The sequence below is a fragment of the Streptomyces sp. NPDC111656 genome, from assembly GCF_055656965.1.
In genome coordinates this window covers 87,030-104,107 of the sequence record NZ_JBVKCA010000018.1, presented here as the reverse complement: position 1 = coordinate 104,107, position 17,078 = coordinate 87,030, and the positions used below count along the sequence as shown (strand labels likewise).

At 71.6% G+C, this 17,078-nt stretch carries 9 protein-coding genes and 1 pseudogene; 4 read left to right on the top strand and 6 right to left on the bottom strand.

Features of this window, described 5'->3' with window-relative positions; genetic code table 11:
* Positions 1-54: 54 nt before the first annotated feature.
* The gene (locus ACZ7M3_RS39455) at positions 55-567 is read right to left on the bottom strand and encodes a DDE-type integrase/transposase/recombinase (RefSeq protein WP_472070063.1); all 513 of its coding nucleotides are present in this window, start codon (positions 565-567) and stop codon (positions 55-57) included.
* An 854-nt stretch (positions 568-1,421) separates the two neighbouring features.
* Here ACZ7M3_RS39455 and ACZ7M3_RS39450 point away from each other — a divergent pair.
* From ACZ7M3_RS39450 to ACZ7M3_RS39435, 4 genes and pseudogenes are all read left to right on the top strand, one after another.
* Positions 1,422-4,796, top strand: a complete 3,375-nt coding sequence (locus tag ACZ7M3_RS39450; protein WP_472070061.1) for an ALF repeat-containing protein — start codon at positions 1,422-1,424, stop codon at positions 4,794-4,796.
* 138 nt (positions 4,797-4,934) lie between these two features.
* Complete coding sequence (locus tag ACZ7M3_RS39445) at positions 4,935-6,875, top strand: DNA/RNA non-specific endonuclease (protein WP_472070059.1); 1,941 nt, start codon at positions 4,935-4,937, stop codon at positions 6,873-6,875.
* 32 nt (positions 6,876-6,907) lie between these two features.
* On the top strand, positions 6,908-7,954 hold the full coding sequence (locus ACZ7M3_RS39440) for a hypothetical protein (protein ID WP_472070057.1): 1,047 nt from the start codon (positions 6,908-6,910) through the stop codon (positions 7,952-7,954).
* Between the two features lie 227 nt (positions 7,955-8,181).
* Positions 8,182-8,778: pseudogene (locus ACZ7M3_RS39435) on the top strand (hypothetical protein); the annotation flags it as partial.
* Positions 8,779-9,256: 478 nt separating this feature from the next.
* Here ACZ7M3_RS39435 and ACZ7M3_RS39430 read toward each other — a convergent pair.
* From ACZ7M3_RS39430 to ACZ7M3_RS39410, 5 genes are all read right to left on the bottom strand, one after another.
* Complete coding sequence (locus ACZ7M3_RS39430; RefSeq protein WP_472070273.1) at positions 9,257-11,317, bottom strand: SWIM zinc finger family protein; 2,061 nt, start codon at positions 11,315-11,317, stop codon at positions 9,257-9,259.
* Positions 11,318-11,361: 44 nt separating this feature from the next.
* Positions 11,362-14,220 carry a DEAD/DEAH box helicase gene (locus tag ACZ7M3_RS39425; protein ID WP_472070271.1) on the bottom strand — a complete coding sequence of 953 codons (2,859 nt, stop codon included), beginning with the start codon at positions 14,218-14,220 and terminating at the stop codon, positions 11,362-11,364.
* 106 nt (positions 14,221-14,326) lie between these two features.
* On the bottom strand, positions 14,327-14,908 hold the full coding sequence (locus ACZ7M3_RS39420; RefSeq protein WP_452975868.1) for a sugar kinase: 582 nt from the start codon (positions 14,906-14,908) through the stop codon (positions 14,327-14,329).
* Complete coding sequence (locus ACZ7M3_RS39415) at positions 14,905-16,050, bottom strand: ROK family glucokinase (protein ID WP_054237090.1); 1,146 nt, start codon at positions 16,048-16,050, stop codon at positions 14,905-14,907. Before ACZ7M3_RS39415 ends, ACZ7M3_RS39420 begins: the two co-directional genes overlap by 4 nt.
* A 177-nt stretch (positions 16,051-16,227) precedes the next feature.
* Complete coding sequence (locus ACZ7M3_RS39410) at positions 16,228-17,070, bottom strand: ATP-binding cassette domain-containing protein (RefSeq protein WP_472070269.1); 843 nt, start codon at positions 17,068-17,070, stop codon at positions 16,228-16,230.
* Between the last annotated feature and the right edge of the window lie 8 nt (positions 17,071-17,078).

The following is a 17,078-nucleotide window of genomic DNA, read 5'->3' as shown; positions in this document are numbered from 1 at the left end:
CGGGACGGCACTGCGCAACCGTCCCATTGGCCCCGGCACACCGGCACGAATCGATCACAGCCGCACGGCTTCGAACGAACCGGCACTCAACGTGGCGTTGACGGGCTGGATGCACTCCGTCTTGATGATCATCCACAGGCTCTCCGCGAGAGCGCTGTCGTAACTGTCCCCGACCGAGCCCATGAAAGCTTCAACTCCCGCTCGCAGCAATCGAGTTGCGAGCTTCACAGATGTGTATTGACAGCCGTGATCCGCGCGGTGGATCAGCTTGCCCGGTTCGACTTCCCGGCTCGCGAACGCGTACTTGAGGGTGGTCAGGACCAGGTCGGCGTCCGCGCGGGCGGAGGTCTCCCAGGCGACCACCCGGCGGGGGAACGCGTCCCGGATCGCCGAGAGCCACAAGGGCCCCTCACCGGTGGCGATCACGGTGAGGTCGGTGACCCGCAGCCGGTTCGGCGCCGGTGCGGTGAAGTCCCGCTCGACCAGGTCCGGGGCGAGTGTGGCTCTGGGGTCGCGGCGCGTGAAGCCGCCCCGGCGCTGACTGATCCCCGCGATCTCGGCTGTCATGGGTGAGTTGATTCCTCGGAGCGAGGACTGCTCGTCCGGTGCGGGGATCTCCAAGGTCAGCCGGCCCTCGTCGCCGACTACCTTGAAGCAGATCTTGCCGCTGTTGTCGCGGGCCAGGAGCTCGAGCTGCCCGGTGCCCGGCCACGCGGTCGGCGAGCGCGATGGGGCCGTCGCCGCGCTTCAGAACGAGGTTCTTCTCCGCCAGGATCTTGTCGGCCTGCGGGTGGTCGAAGTCCTCCACGGCATGGCCGGGGGTGCTGTCTGCGACGCTCGCCGTGTCGGCCTTCTCGGACGGCGGGACAAGGACACCAGCGGTCGTGGCGAGTACGGCAAGTGCGCCTGCCGCCGCCGTGCCAAGAATCCGCGCAACAAGTCGATTTATTCGCCGCTTCACAGCCATTACGCCATGTCCCCTCATTGCGCTCCTCGCATCAAAGCGGAATGGCAGGCATGCGAAATACCCCTCATATCGAGGGGTATCGCAGCTACTTCGCAAAGGCTCGCCCGATCTCTCGCCGTGAGGGCTGTAGACCTATACGACCTTCACGAACGCAACCATGGCAACACAAGGCGAAGTGCTGGTCAACCATCAAAACCCGCTCGAAAAACGGATATTGACGACGCGTCAGACGTGACGTTCGCCACTTCCCGAAGGGGTTGCACGGAAAGAAGCGACAATTAAGTAACACCTCGCGTGGCGCCTACGACCTTGCCGGTCCTTTGCCTCTCCTTTCACTGTGGTGAGTTGGTAGGGTCACCGTCATTCACTGACGTTCCCACGTATACCCATGTCGGATCCTGCCCGCGCGGTTTCAGCGGAGCTCATCCCTCTTCTCACGCGAGGAAATCCCTTTATGCAGACAAGTTTCTGGAGCAGACGCCGCGTGCTCGGTGCGCTCGCCGCCGCGACCGCCGTCGCGGCCACTCCTTCGGTCCTGATACCGGCCACCGCCGCTGCCGCCGAAGGCACCGCACCCGAACCGGTGCCGCTGCCCGACACCGAGCGCGCCAAGGTCGTCAGGGCGTGGCTGACCGGTGGCAAGGGCGTCAAGGCTGCCGCCGCCGTGGCCCTTTACGGTTCGGACGCCGACATCCAGACCTTCCTCGCCGAGACGCTTCCGAGGCAGACCGTGGACGACAACCGGGTGGCGATCGTCCGCAGCCTGGACCGTGCGGGCAAGGGCCTGCGCCGGGAGGCCGTCGCCGCCCTCGAGAGCGGCGACGCCGCGATCGCCGCGTTCCTGCAGGAAGGCTTCAGACCGGCCATCCTCGAAGATCTCCAGGTCGCCACCACCACCGTCTCGTCCACCGGCGGCAAGGCGGTGGTGCGCAGCGCCAACGCCGCCCTCAACGCCGCCACCACACCGGCTCTCACCGGCTTCCTCACCGACAAGCAGTACGACTCGCGCCTGGAGGACACCCGGGTCCAGGTCAGCACCATGCTGACGACCGGTGGCCCGGAGGTGCGGAAGTACGCGAGCCGTGCGCTCGACGGCGCCGCGAGCGATGTGGAGTGGTTCATCGAGACCGGCCAGCACATCGCGCGCGCCCGTGACCAGGAGTCGGCGACCATCGAGGAGCTGGTGGCCCTCGTCGAGCGCGAGGGCAAGCGCGCCGAACAGGAGACCAACCTGGCCGTGGAGGCCTCGGCCCGCGCCGAGACCGCCGCCGGGAAGGCCAAGGAAGCCGCCGAGAAGGCCGCTGCCGAGGCGACCGCCGCCCAGAACGATGTGCAGAAGTCGGGGGCGGCGGCCCGCAAGGCGGCGAGCGCGGCGAAGGGTGCGGCGGACGCCGCACGCAACGCCATCAACGCTTCCAATGCCGCGGTGAGCGCCTCCCGCCGCGCCTCCTGGGCGGCCACCGGCGCCGCTCAGGCCGCCTCGAAGGCGGGCAGCGCCGCGGCCGCTGCCTACAAGGCCGCGATAGCAGCCTCCAAGGACGCGACCAAGACGGAGACGGCCAAGAACGCCGCCGTCGCCGCCAGGAACGCGGCCGCCAAGGCCCGCAGCGCCGCCAAGGCCGCCGACAAGGCCGCCATCGCCGGCGACGCGTCCGCGACCGCCGGCAGGGCCGCCGCCTCCGCCGCACGCAACGCGGCCGCCGCCGCCACGGCCGCCGCCCAGGCCGCCGTCGCCGCCGGTGTCGCCCAGTCGGAGGCCGACGAGGCCAAGCGCCAGGCCGCGATCGCCACCGCTGCCGCCAACCGTGCCACCAACGCGGCCTCCACCGCACAGGCCCTGGCCGGCACCGCCGCCGCCGCGGCCCGCACCGCCCGCGACGCCGCCAACTCCGCCGCCGACCACGCCGACAAGGCGGCGACCGCCGCCGAGGAGGCCGTGAAGTACGCGGGCCAGGCCATCGACTACGCCAACAAGTCGACCGCGCACGCCGGTGAGGCCGTGAAGGCGGCGAACGTCGCCACCAAGGCCGTCACCGACGCCATCGAGGTGGAGAAGAACGCCCGCGCTGCCGAGGCCCAGACCCTGGAGCAGGACAAGCAGCAGGCGATCGAGGAGGCACAGCTGCTCGCCTCCGTCGAGGCGACCGAGCTGTCCGACGTCCGCGACAAGCGGCTCCTGGCGGACCGCACCGCTCAGGAGACCAAGGACCTCACCACCAGGGCCGAACAGGCCCTGTACTCCGGCGATCTGGCGCTCGCCGGGACCCTGGGGCGCAAGGCCGCGATCGGCCGGATCGACGCCCGAGGCGCCTGGACCCGGCAGGCCGCCCAGCACGCCCTGGCGGGCTCCGACGACGACATCTTCGCCTGGATCGACCTCGACCGGGCCCTCGCCGAAGCCCAGGACGACCGCGAGACCGCCCTCCATGTGGCGACAGTCGCCGCGCCGCAGATCGCCGAGGCCGCCCAGCTCGCCCTGGCGAGTCCCAGCTCCACGGCTGTCGGTGACTTCCTCACCATCGGCATGAAGAAGGCCTCCGACGAGGAGCTGCGCGTCGCGATCGTCAAGATCCTCAACGATGGCGCGGGCAAGGCCGTCACCGAGGCCGGCAACAAGGCACTCGACAAGAACACCACCGAATCCCTCAACTACTTCTTCGACCACGACTACCCGCTGGCGCAGGAGGAGGACGACAAGGTCCTTGCCGGCCAGCTCACCTCCACCGGTGGCGCCTTCACCAAGGCCTACGCCGAGGTCGCCCTCGAGGGCCCGGCGTGGATGCTCCGCAACTTCATCTCCGTGGTGCAGTTCCAGACGGCCCAGCTCGACCACGACACCGCCACCCATGTCGCCGCGATCCGCGGCGCGATCGCCGCCGCCTCGAAGATCGCCTACCAGGCGCAGCAGAACGCGGAGCTGGCGACCCAGGCCGCCTACGAGGCCCGTAACGACGCCGCCAAGGCCCAGGAGTGGGCGGACAAGGCGATCGCCTCGGCCGCGAAGGCCGAGGATTACGCGGACGAGGCGCGAGCGAACGCGGACGCCGCCGACAAGTCGGCCGCTGACGCCCAGGCTTCCGCCGACAAGGCGAAGGCGGCTGCCGCGACCGCCCGTGGCGCGGCCCGCTCGGCCAACTACTCGGCCAACAAGGCGATCGACTCGGCGCGTGCCGCCCTGAAGTCCTCCGCCGACGCCCAGGCTTCGGCCAACGCCGCCCGTGCCGCCAAGCTTGCCGCGCAGGCGGACGCGAAGGAGGCCGCCGCCGCGTACTCCGACGCCAAGCGGATCGTCGCCGAGAAGCACCGGGCCGAAGTGGCCGCCGCGGCCAAGGCAGCCGCCGAGAAGGCCAAATTGGACCGCGCGAACAAGAATGACCCCGCCGCCAACGACCGGAACAACCAGGTCAACCCCAACGGCACCAAGGACCCCGCCGACTCCGACGAGTGGTGGAACGACGCCCAGTTCTACGCCGACGCGGCCAACGCGGTCAGCATCGGTGCCGGCTTCCTGGCCGCCGGCTGCACTCTCGCAGGCTTCGTCTTCCCTCCGGCCTTCGTCGCGGCCGGCTTCTTCGCCGAGGTCTCCGTGGGTGCGAGCGCCATCAGCACTGTCTTCACCGGCATCGAACACGGCTTCACCAGCAGCGAGTTCGGGTGGTCCGCCGCAAGTACCGGCCTGAGCCTGGTCACCTTCGGCGTGAGCAAGGCACTGGGCGCGGCCGCAAAGCCCGCCAGCACTCTCGTCAAGCCCGTCGTGGGCAAGATCGCAGGCGTTGTCGAGGACGGGGCCTCCAGCATCACCAGGGATCTCTACAGACTGATCAGCTGACGAGTTCGTCCCTTTCGTCCGGCCCTGACGCGGTAGAGCGCAGGCCACCCACCGCTGCCATTCGGGGGGCACTGCATGTCCGGTGCCCCCTTCCACCTCCACCAAGCCGAAGAATCAAGGAAGAGAGATCTGACGTACATGCACGAGATACGCCCCAGAGGCGCGGCCCGAATACGGGCCCGGTCGACCGTACTGGCCGTACTGACCGCGGTGACACTGGGACTCACCACGGCGGGTACGGCCACGGCACAGCAGACCGCGGACGAGAAGCCGCGGCAGGTGGGGAGGGTGGACCTGACGCACCGGACCGCCGCCCCCGCCACCGTGACCAGCGCCTTCCCCAAGCAGTCCGGGGAACACTGTGAGGCCACGAAGGCAGGCTCGAAGGAACGCCGGGCGGGCGCCGTCAAGGCGTGTGTGAGCACCAGCCCCATCCTGGCCGCGCGTACCACGGCACAGCCGCAGAGCCTTGCCGCCACTGCCGCTGCCCCCACTGCCGCCGCCAGCTGCTCCATCACCACCCCCGGCAACTACTCCTACGAGCGCTTCAGTTACTGCGTGACCGGGGTGAACGTCCTCTACCTCCTGCGCGACAGCAACGGCGCGGAACTCGGGCGCGGCACCCTGACGATCTCCACCAGTGCGTCACTGCCCGCGAGCGGCACGACGTGGAGCGAGCAGGTCACCGTGACGATGACCTCTGCGAGCGGCGAGGTCGTCGCCCTCAACGCCAAGTTCCGCGCCGCCTGCGGAACCGGCTGCACGGCGACGAAGACCGCGCCCTGGTACGGCGGCGACCTGGTCCTGGGACAGTCCCTCACCGGCACCGTCACGTACTCCTCGTCCCCCGTGGCGGGCGCCGTCGCGCAGTTCCTCACCTCGTACAAGCTGTACGTGACCTCTCCGGGCGCCACGGCCGTCGACCCGAACGCCTCGTGGGACAACCCGCGCAAGATCCGCTGTGACAACGCGGTCGGGGGCACCTCGTCGGCGGGCTGTGCCGTCCCCTCGGTCATGCCCGTCGTGCCGATGAGCGCGCAGAGCTCCGACGCCGGCGGCGCCGTGGCCGCCTATGCGTGGGCGCAGCAGAACCTCGACGACGCCTGGGGCAAGGGCAAGCCGCTGACCCGGTCGACGAGCGGCGTGGCCGACCGCACGGCCCGTACCTGCGGAGGCTTCGCGCCGCAGACGGATCTTGTCAGCACCGACACCTGCAGCGAGTTCCCCTTCGCCGAGACGCAGGAAGGGGGAACCGACGGCGCCCAGTGCATCGAGGTCATCCCCAACCTCGGCAACGGCGAATGGGACACCTACGTCCTGAACGACGCCCGGAAACTGGACCGGACCCGGCCCTGTGTGCGTGCCCATGCCACAACCGCCGACAAGCAGTTCGCCGACGCACAGCTCACCAAGGGCTTCGCGGACCAGCGGGTGATCGACGCCGACCAGTTCGAGGTGAAGTTCACTCTGCCGGACACCGGCCCGCACGCCCGCTGCCTGGACACGTCGCCGATCAATGCGCTTCCCAACGGCGCCGGATGGATCCTGAACACCACCGAACCGGTCGCCCACGTCAACAAGACGACCAACCCGCTCGGCCCGGCCGGAGCCCGGCCGACGCAGGCGCAGGCATGCCTGGACAGGTCGGTCCCCGAGGGCACCGATGCGCAGGGAGACATCCCAGGCTGGCAGGACGCGCAGAAATTCAAGACGGACAACTCGCTCACCAATGGGCTGGCCCGGTGTCACCTGATCCCGAACATCACCGGCGGAAGGGGCATACAGGTCAATCTCACCCCGTGCTGGCAGGCAGGGATGAACACCGGCACGCCCAGCATGCGAACCTACGAAGCCATGGCGCAGAAGCTGATCAAGGGCGATGTCTCCCTCTTCGGACCGGACGACGCGATCTTCTACCAGGTGACGCCCGTCTACAACGACGACACCAGCACGATCCCGGTGGGAGTCACCATGAGCGCTAACATCGAACGGGCGGACGGGACGACCGAGGAGCTGTTCCCCAACGTATATGTCACCAACACCCTGAAGAACACCGGGTTGTACAACCTCGGCAACTGATCACAGTTCAGTTCGCGCCATCGGGAGCCAGCTTGAGTTTCACCACCCCACCGCGGCCGTTCGACGTGACCGCGCTCTTCCCTCAACTGGCCCCGCTGGCAAGGACGGCGACCCGTCTGCATCCGCGGCCCGGGTCGCCGACCGTGCACGACAGCTCCGTCGGCGGGCCGCTCCTGTGGCCCCTCGGCGAGCCGTGGCCCCACTGCGAAGAGCCGCACGACAGTGAGGCGGCGGACGAGATGCACTCCCCGGACGAGATCCGGCTCCTGCGTCGCATCCGTGCAGCGGCGGCCGAGCGCCGGCTCCGCGACCCCCAGGCCCCCTTGGCCACGCCCGAGGAACGGGAGATCGAGCAGCGGCTCCGCGAGGGTCATCCGTGGTTCGACGGCCCGATTCCCATGATTCCCGTGGCCCAGCTCTACGCCCGCGACCTCCCTCTCCCGGTCAGTCCTCCCGGAGCCGACCTTCTCCAGGTCCTGTGGTGCCCTTGCGACCACGAGGAGTTTGCACACCCCCGAACCGCCCTCTTCTGGCGTTCCTCCGCCTCCGTCACCGACGTTCTCGAGGCCCCGCCCGAGCCGCCCGTGATCCAGTTCGACTGGTACCTCCCGGAACCGTGCCTGCTCGCACCGGAACAGATCACCGAGTACCCCAGCCCCCTGGAGCTGAGCAAGGAACTGCAGCAGCAATTGGGCGACGTGAACCTGTGGGAGACAGCCGGATTCGCGTGGGACGGCACCGGCGCGCTGGACCCGCAGGAGTTCTACTTCCGCAACCTGTGCCACGCCCCCGGGTGGAAGACCGGCGGCTGGACCCGCTGGGGCCTCACCGACCCCATGCCCCGCCCCTGCCCCGAATGCGGCACCGAGACGACCCCGCTCCTCACCATCGCGTCCTCGGAATGGAACTCCGGCAGCCAGAGCTGGATGCCCGATGAGGAACGGACGAACCCGACTCCGCTCCTCATCGGCACCCCACCCTCGAACTTCACTCTCATCGACATCGCCGGCGGCTACAGCCTTCAACTCCACGTGTGCCCGAAGTCCCCGGACCATCCCCACATCGAATTGGTCCAGTGACCGGTCGCGCAGGACCGAACCTGTCGATGCCGGTCGGTAGCTGCGCCGCCTTGACGCACGGCAGCAGCAGACGCTGTCGCTCCTCGAACCTGCAGTACGGTCCACCCGGACCGTCGGTTCCTCACCGGCGAGCGTCCGCTCGGCGGTCTCGGCCCGACTGCCGACGAGCACCAGGTTGCTCAACCTCGGTAACTGATCACAGCCAAGTCGTGCCATCGGGAGCCGACATGAGTCCCACCACCCCACCGTGGCCGCTCGACGTCACCGCGCTCCTCCCTCAACTGGCCCCGCCGGCACGCACGGCGACCCGGCTGCGTCCCCGCCCCGGGTCGCCCACGCCGCTCGACAGCCGGCGGGCCGCTCCTCCGGCCCGCCGACGAGCCGTGGCCGCACCGCGAAGGACCGCACGAGTGGGACCGGGTGAACGAGATCCTCGCGTCGGGAGACGTGCGCCGGCAGCGGCGCATCCGGGCAGCAGCGGCGAGCCGGTCGTACGAAGATCACCCGCTGTCCCTGTACACGCCTGAGGAGCGGGCCATCGTGGAGCGGATCGAAGTCGGCCGCCCATGGCTCGAAGGCTCGACATGCTGCCCGTGGCCCAGCTGTACGTACGCGACATCCCCCTGCTGCGCCCGCCGGGTCGGTCCGAAGCCGACCTGCTCCAGGTCCTCTGGTGTCCCTTCGACCACCCGGCGAACCCCGCAACCGCACTTTTCTGGCGCTCCGCAGCGACCGTGACCGACATCCTCGACGCGCCTCCCGAGCCACCTGCGATCCAGTTCCCCGGCTATCTGCCGGAGCCGTGCCTGCTCACACCGGAGCAGCCGCCAGCCACCTGCTCCAGTCGACCAGTTGCTCCTGCAGTTCCTTACTCAGTTCCATGGCGCTGGGGTACTCGGCGGGCTACAACCTCCGGCTCCACGTCTGCCCTGCCTCCCCGGACCATCCGCACATCGAGCTGATCCAGTGAGCCATCCGTCATGACCAACTGCATGACGACGCCCCGCCGCAGCAAGCCGACGGGGGTCCTCACGTGTCACGAGCGATCACAGGCGTGTCACCAACCCCGCAGACGCCCTCCCACCACAAGGCCCTGACCTGCGCTTACGCGCTCACCCCGGACCAACTGGACACCCGTGGACGGTTTCTACGGCATGTGCCAGGTGGTGCCGAGCGAGGGTCCGACGGGCCCCGGGTGTCCACTGCGCCCACACCGGTCCGTCACATGTTCACGTACGTGGTCAGCCCGCCTGTGGTGCCTGACCGGGATGCCGCGTGATTCGGTCGGCGCGGGCGGGCGGGTCAGAGCTCGCCCGGTGCGCCGAGGCCGGTCAGGGCGCCGACCGGGTCGAGGTCGGGGGTGCCACGGGGCCACCAGTCCTCGTGGCCCGGTTCCGATTCGTAGGCGTACCAGAGGCCGTCGTGGCCCAGGCGGAGCTGGGCGTGGCCGCGGGGGTGGGTGAGGTGGTTACGCCAGGGGCGGAAGGCCGGGAGGTCGGCGGCGAGGAGGAGGGGGCGGGCGCGGTCGAAACGGCCCGCGGGCGGGTCCCAGGGCTCTTCGAGGACGGTGAGCCCTTCGAGCCCGCCCTGCCGCCAGGCGGCGACCGCGCGGGCCAGGTCGGCGGGGGTACGGCCGGCGGCGGAGGCCAGCGAGGAGTAGAGGGCGCGGGTCGCGGCGGTGAGGCCGGAACCGGGGCGGGCGGCGGCGAGCCGTACCGCGTCCTGCCACAGCGTCAGCTCCGCGACCGGGTCGCGGCCCGTGGTGAGCAGCGCGTGCGCACGGGCGGCCGCGTCCGTGGCGAGCTGGTCCAGCGCGAACGGGTCGGGGCCGCCCGGCGCGCCCGGGTAGGTCGGCGGCTGCTCGGGGTGCGCGGGGGCGGGCAGCGGCGCCGGGAGGGGCGGCAGCGCCCGGCGGGCGAGGGTGTCACGGGCCCGCACGCCGGGCAGCGGCGCCGACTGCTGTTCCTGGGCGGCGCGGGCCGCACGGGTGGCGTTGCGGCGGGACAGCGCGTCCAGCAGCTCGCGCTCGCCCCTGCCGCGCAGCAGAAGCAGCACGAAGGGGTCCTCGTCGAGCAGACGTGCCGTCTGGTAGCAGAGGGCGGCGGCGTGTTTGCAGGGGTGGCCGTAGTCGGGGCAGCTGCACTGGGGGGCCAGGTCGCCGGGGCCGGGGAGCAGGTCGGCTCCGCAGTCCGCGAGCGACTTGGGCATCTCCTTGTCGAGAAGCGCCGCGATGTGCCCGGGGCGCTCGGCGGCCGCGTCGAGGAAACGGTCCCAGTCGCCGTCGTCCAGCGTCCGCAGGCGGACCTGGACGCGGTACGGCCGCGGGCGGCTCCCGTGGACATAGGCCAGCACGAGTCCCGGTGTGACGGTGATGGCGTCGACGTGCCCCTGGTCGGCGTACGCCCGTCCGCGCGCCAGCCGCGCCGCGTCCAGGGCCCCCTCTTCGAGAGCGCTCACCCAGGCGTTGCCCCACCAGGTCTCCGCGAAGGTGTCCGCGTGCGAGGTGCGGGCGGGTAGCGCTTCGAACGTGCGGCGCAGCTCGCCGTCGCGGCGCGGGGATGCCATGGAGCGCGGCACGGCGGCGTCCGACGGGAGCGTGCTCGGCCCGCTGAGCCGGGGTTGCGCCGGGTGCTCCGAGTGTGCCGGGTGCGCCGGCCTGCGGTGCCCCTTCTCGGCGTCGGATTCGGCGTCGGTCTTGGTGTCGCTGTTGGCGTCGGGGGCGGTCTCGGTGTTGGTGTCGATGTTGGTGTTGGTCTCGACGTCGGTCTCGCGCGACGCTTCGGCGCCGGGCAGCTCGAAGGCCTCCGCGAGCACCTCTCGAACGTCCCGGACCCGGCCTCCCCGGTCTTGGTCCCGTCGGTCGCGCCGGGCCCGCGCACCGGCCGCCGCACGGTCTGCCGACCGGTGCGCGCTTCCGGCTCCCTTGGTTTCCGCCGCCGTCCGCGCCTGTCGGGCCTCCGTGCGCGCCGCGCGCAGTGCCTCGCGGGCGATGTCACCAGGACGCGTGCCGACTACGGGCACGTCGGCGGACGGGGCGTCCGCCATCTCCGCGCGGGCGGAAGGCCGTACCGGACCGGGTTCGGCGCCTGAGTCGGTCTCCGGATCCGGAACGGTGTCCGCACCCGCACCCGAACTCGGGTCCGGATGCGGACCGATCCCCCGCGCGGCGGCCCGGCGCAGGGCCTCCCTGGCCGCGTCGCCCGGTCGGGCCGCCGGGGAGCTCACCCCGTCGGACCGTGAACCCGGCTCGTCCCTTGCCGCCGCGCCCCGGGTGTCGCGCTCCCGCGCGGCCCGCAGCGCGCGACGCGCCACGTCGGCGGGGCGCGGCCCGGCCGACGGACGTGACGGCTCGGCGTCCGGCACGTCCACGCCCCCGGTCACGGGCCGTGTCTCCTCCTCGGCACCGCTCACGACGACCTCCGCAGTGACACCAGGTCCGACAGCTCGCGGTCGGTCAGTTCGGTCAGAGACGCCTCTCCGGAGCCCAGGATGGCGTCGGCGAGCGCCCGCTTCGCTTCGAGCATCTCGGCGATGCGGTCCTCGACCGTGCCCTCGGTGATGAGGCGGTGGACCTGAACGGGCTGGGTCTGGCCGATGCGATAGGCGCGGTCGGTGGCCTGTTCCTCGACGGCCGGGTTCCACCAGCGGTCGAAGTGGACGACGTGGCCCGCCCGGGTGAGGTTCAGGCCGGTGCCCGCGGCCTTGAGGGACAGCACCAGGATCGGGGTGGCCCCGCTCTGGAAGCGGTCCACCATGTGCTCGCGTTCGGCGACCGGGGTGCCGCCGTGCAGGAGCTCCACCGGGACGGCGCGCTCGGCCAGATGGGCGGTGATCAGTCGGGCCATCCCCACGTACTGGGTGAAGACCAGCGCCGAGCCGTCCTCGGCGAGCAGGGTGTCCAGCAGCTCGTCGAGCAGGGCGAGCTTGCCGGAACGGGCGGAGGGTCCGAGGGCGGCCGCCCGGGCGTCCTCCTTCAGGAACAGCGCCGGGTGGTTGCAGATCTGCTTGAGGGAGGTGAGGAGCTTCAGGACCAGGCCCCGGCGCGCGATGCCCTCGGTCGTCTCGATGGCGAGCATCGACTCGCGGACCACGGCCTCGTAGAGGGAGGCCTGCTCGCGGGTCAGGGGGACCGGGTGGTCCGTCTCCGTCTTGGGCGGGAGCTCGGGGACGATCCCGGGGTCGGACTTCTTGCGACGGAGCAGGAAGGGGCGGATCAGCCGGGCCAGGCGGGCGATCGCCTCCTCGTCCTCGCCGTTCTCCACGGCTCGCGCGTGGCGGGCGCGGAAGGATTTGAGGGGTCCGAGCAGGCCGGGCGTCGTCCAGTCCAGCAGGGCCCACAGCTCGGAGAGGTTGTTCTCCACGGGGGTGCCGGTGAGGGCCACGCGCGCGGGGGACGGGATCGTCCGTAGGGCCTTCGCCGTCGCCGAGTAGGGGTTCTTGACGTGCTGGGCCTCGTCCGCAACGACCATGCCCCACGTCTGCTGGGCGAGCCGGGGCGCGGCCGAGCGCATCGTGCCGTAGGTGGTGAGGACGAAACCGCCGTCAAGGTCCTCCAGGGTGCGGTCGGGGCCGTGGAAGCGGCGAACGGGGACGCCGGGCGCGAAGCGGGTGATCTCCCGCTGCCAGTTGCCCATGAGCGAGGCCGGACAGACGACCAGGGTGGGTTCGCCGCGGTCCCGGCGCAGGTGCAGGGCGATGACGGTGATGGTCTTGCCGAGGCCCATGTCGTCGGCGAGGCAGCCGCCGAGGCCGAGCGAGGTCATGAGGTCGAGCCAGGCGAGGCCCCGCAGCTGGTAGTCCCGCAGCCGGGCCTGGAGGCCCGGGGGCGGCTCCACGGGGGTGATGCCGGCCGTCAGACGGTCGCGCAGCGTGGCGAGGGCGCCGACCGGCACCGCCTCGACCGTCTCGCCGTCGACCTCCGCGGTGCCGGTGAGCGCCACGGACAGGGCGTCGACCGGGTCGAGCAGGCCCAGCTCGCGCTTGCGGGCCTTGCGGACGAGCGCGGGGTCGACGAGGACCCACTGGTCGCGCAGCCGGACGACGGGGCGGTGGGCCTCGGCGAGGGCGTCCATCTCGGCCTCGGTGAGCGGGTCGCCGCCGAGGGCCAGCTGCCAGCGGAACTGGAGCAGTTCCTCGCTCTCGAAGAATCCGGTGCCGTCCGTGGCCGAGCCGGGCGCGGGGCGCACCACCGCTGCGGCGCTGAGGTCGTGGGCGAGGTCGCGGGGCCAGTGGACGGCGACGCCGGCCGCGCCGAGGCGGGTCGCGGCGATGCCGAGCAGGTCGGAGAGCTCCTCTTCGGAAAGTGCGAGGACGTCGGGCACGTCCTGTTCGGAGAGGCGGTCCAGGGGCTGCCAGACGCGGGCGGCGCGGCGCACGGCGAGCGCCGCGTCCACGCGCGCGCGGGGGCCGAAGGCCGTGTCGGCGTCGCCCGCCCACAGGGCCGCGGCGTCGACGACGAGGGTCGGGTCGGCGAGGCTGTGCACCTGGACGACGGCGGCGCCCGCGCGGAGCGCGCCCTCGCCGTCGTCGAAGAGCTGGTACGCCGACAGGTCCAGGCGGAGCGAGATCCGTACGCCCGCGTCCATGCCCGCGGCGACCTCGGCGGCCCAGTCGTGGGCTCCGGGCAGCCGCTGCGGCTCTCCGGCCGCGAAGGGTTTCCCTGAGGTGTGGGGAGCGGCGGGGGTGCGCGGCAGGGTGTCGGCGACCGCGTCCAGGAAGGACCGCATCAGCGCTTCCGGGTCGGGCAGCCGGAGGGGGCCCTTGCCGGGGAGCGGGACGGCATGCCCTTCGTACGGAAGAGCGGCGGCCACGGCGCGCAGGTGGGCGATGTCGTCCGGGTCCAGTGGGCCCGCGCGCCAGGCGTCGTGGCCCTCGGGGGTGAGCCCGGGCAGCAGCCGGCCCCGCGCGACGAGCCGCAGCGCGTGCAGCGCGGCCGCGCCCCAGCAGGTCGTGGCCGGATGCGCGGCGCGGTCGTGGCGGGCCCCGGCGAGCAGCGGGAGGGCCTCGGCGATCGGCAGGGTCAGCGCGGGGACGGTGCCGCGGCGGGCGCCCGAGCCGTGCGGTCGTACCACCGTCAGCTCGGCCGGCTCGGCGGACGGCGTGTTCTCGGCGGGCGACACGCTCCCGGCGCCGTCGGCGGCGGGCAGCGGCCCACCGTCCGGGTCCCAGAAGGCGACGCGCCCCTGGCGGGGCACGGGTGCGGGCAGGAAGACGGCGGCAAGCCGCACCGGCACGGCCCTATCGGTCTGCACGCCCTCGTCGCCCATACGTCCGGTCACCTCCCGCCCTTCGGTCGAATCAGTTGTCTTCGACTCTACGGGCGGGCTCTGACAATCGGTCCCGACGGTGGCCCCGGCGCGGGGCCGGGGCGGCTCAGGGGATCGTGCGGGAGACGACGTAGACCATGGCGCGCCCGGGCTTGGGCCAGTTCACGACGATGTCCTGGGTGGGCGCCGGGTCCTTCTGTTCGTGGACGAGGCCCCACCACGAGCCGGGGCCCGTGAAGTCCCAGCCGACGACCTTCTGGTCGCGGGTGCCGATGGCGATGTTGTTCTTGCGCAGTGTGTCCCTGCTGGTGCCGATCTCCGCGAGGAACTCCTCCAGCCCCGCGCCGTTGGTGGCGAACTGCACGTAGAGACGGCTGGTCTTCCAGTTGTTCGTCTCGTAGTAGGCGACGGCGACGCCGTTCAACGGGATGGGCACCTGGTAGAGGCGGCGCTGGACGCGCGAGGGCCAGCCCACGGTGAGGCCGGTCGCCGAGTACTTGTCCTCCTTCTGCTTGCCGCTGTCGCGGCTCTGGTTGGCGGAGATCACCAGGTAGCCGGCCGGGACGCCGATGAGCAGCACGATGATCAGCAGCGTCAGGGCACGGCGACGGAACTTGTGGCGCGGGTCCTCCGGCGGGCGCCGGGGCTCGTCCGGAGGTGAGGCCTGGCGCGGCAGCGAGGCCGTCACAGCGTCCCCTGGGTCGTACGGCGGGACTCGGAGTAGCGCTCGTACCGCTCGTAGCGCTCCACACGGCGGCGCTTGGCGCGGCGGAAGCGGCGGGCGACGAGACGGGCGAGGTCGGCGGCGCCGACCATGCCGGCCTCGGGGCCGAGCTGGGCGCGGGCGATCCGGGCCTCGGGGCGGTAGCCGCGGCCGGTCAGGTGGCGGCGGAAGGCGTCGCGCGCGGGGCCGATGAGGAGGTCGTCGGCCGCGCTGACGCCGCCGCCGATGACGAAGCAGGAGGGGTCGAGGGCCGCCGCCAGGTTGGCGATGCCGACGCCGAGCCACTGGCCGATGTCCTGGAGCAGCTCGATGCACATGGCGTCGCCCTCGCGGGCGAGCTCGGTGATCATCGGGCCGGTGATGTCGCCGATGTTGCCCTTGACGTGCTCGATGATCCCGTACGCGACCGGGGAGTCCGCGGCGGCGAGTTCGCGGGCCTCGCGGACCAGCGCGTTGCCCGAGCTGTACTGCTCCCAGCAGCCGCGGTTGCCGCACGCGCAGCGATGGCCGCCGGGGACCACCTGCATATGGCCGAACTCGCCCGCGACGCCGAACTTGCCGCGCTTGACCTGGCCGTCCTCCAGCAGCGCGCCGCCGATGCCGGTGCCGAGCGTGATCATGACGAGGTTGTCCTCGCCACGGCCCGCGCCGAACCGCCACTCCGCCCAGGCGGCGGTGTTGGCGTCGTTGTCCACCAGGACGGGAACGGCGAGCCGTCCGGCGAGCCGGTCGCGCAGGGGCTCGTTGCGCCAGGACAGGTGGGGAGCGAAGAGGATGCGGTTGCGCTCGGCGTCGACCCAGCCTGCCGCACCGATGCCCACGGCGTGCACGTCGTGCCGGTCCGAGAGGTCCAGGACCAGCTCCACGATGGTGTCCTCGACGACCTTGGGGCTCTTGGACTTGTCCGGCGTCTCGGCGCGGAGCTTCTCCAGGATGTTGCCGTCGGCGTCGACGACGCCCGCCATCACCTTCGTGCCGCCGATGTCGATACCGACGGTGGGGACGCGGGGAGCCGTCAGGTGGGAACGGCGTTCACGCGTCCCTACGGTCCGCAGGACAGTGGCCCGCGCGGAGCCGCGGTGTGCGAGGTCGCGGTAGGTGCTCATCGGGCCGATTCTGCCTCACCACGACAGGGGGGCGCATGGCGGAGTCCCCCCGAGCTCTCCGGGGCGCCCCGTCGGAGCGCCCCGGAGAGCCTTGGGCCGTACGTGAACCGCGGGCCGTATGTGGCAGGTCGCACAGTTCCCCGCGCCCCTAGAAAGGCGCCCCTTGAAAGGCGCTCCCTAAGAGACGCTCCGCTCCAGCTCGTGGCGGAGGTCGTCCAGCTCGCTGCCGCCCGCCATCTGGCGGGTCAGCTCGTCGAGGGTGATCTCCTCACGGGTGTGACTGCCGAACATGGCGCCGCGCTTCAGGAGGACGAAACGGTCGCCCACCAGGTACGCGTGGTGCGGGTTGTGCGTGATGAGAACCACGCCGAGGCCGGCGTCCCGCGCGGCGGCCACGTACTTGAGGACCACGCCGGACTGCTTCACACCGAGCGCGGCGGTGGGCTCGTCGAGGACGAGGACCTTGGCGCCGAAGTGGACGGCGCGGGCGATCGCCACGCACTGGCGCTCACCGCCGGAGAGGGTGCCGATGGGCTGGTCGACGTCACGCAGGTCGATGCCCATGCGCAGCAGCTCCGCGTGAGTGGTCCTGCGCATGCGGTCGACGTCCATGCGCTTGAAGGGGCCCGTGCCCCTCGACAGCTCGGAGCCGAGGAAGAAGTTCCGCCACACCGGCATCAGCGGGACCACGGCGAGGTCCTGGTAGACGGTGGCGATGCCCCGGTCCAGGGCCTCGCGCGGGGAGGTGAGCCGGGTCTCCTCGCCCTCGATGCTCAGGGTGCCCGCGTCGTGCTGGTGCAGGCCCGCGATGATCTTGATCAGTGTGGACTTGCCCGCGCCGTTGTCGCCGAGCACGCACGAGATCTCCCCCGCGTGCACCACCAGCGAGACGCCTTCGAGGGCGCGGATGTTGCCGTAGTACTTGCTGACGTCGTCGAGTTCGACGAGCGCCGTGCGTTCCGTGGCGGCCGCGCCGGTCGTCTTTCCCGCGCCGGTCGTCTTTCCCGCGTCCGTCGTCATGCCGTCGC

Bases quoted from the DNA above. Each gene is read 5' to 3' on its own strand.
- ACZ7M3_RS39410 (WP_472070269.1), bottom strand. From the start codon at position 17,070: ATGACGACGGACGCGGGAAAGACGACCGGCGCGGGAAAGACGACCGGC.
- ACZ7M3_RS39455 (WP_472070063.1), bottom strand. From the start codon at position 567: ATGACAGCCGAGATCGCGGGGATCAGTCAGCGCCGGGGCGGCTTCACG.
- ACZ7M3_RS39425 (WP_472070271.1), bottom strand. From the start codon at position 14,220: ATGGGCGACGAGGGCGTGCAGACCGATAGGGCCGTGCCGGTGCGGCTT.
- ACZ7M3_RS39415 (WP_054237090.1), bottom strand. From the start codon at position 16,050: ATGAGCACCTACCGCGACCTCGCACACCGCGGCTCCGCGCGGGCCACT.
- ACZ7M3_RS39445 (WP_472070059.1), top strand. From the start codon at position 4,935: ATGCACGAGATACGCCCCAGAGGCGCGGCCCGAATACGGGCCCGGTCG.
- ACZ7M3_RS39450 (WP_472070061.1), top strand. From the start codon at position 1,422: ATGCAGACAAGTTTCTGGAGCAGACGCCGCGTGCTCGGTGCGCTCGCC.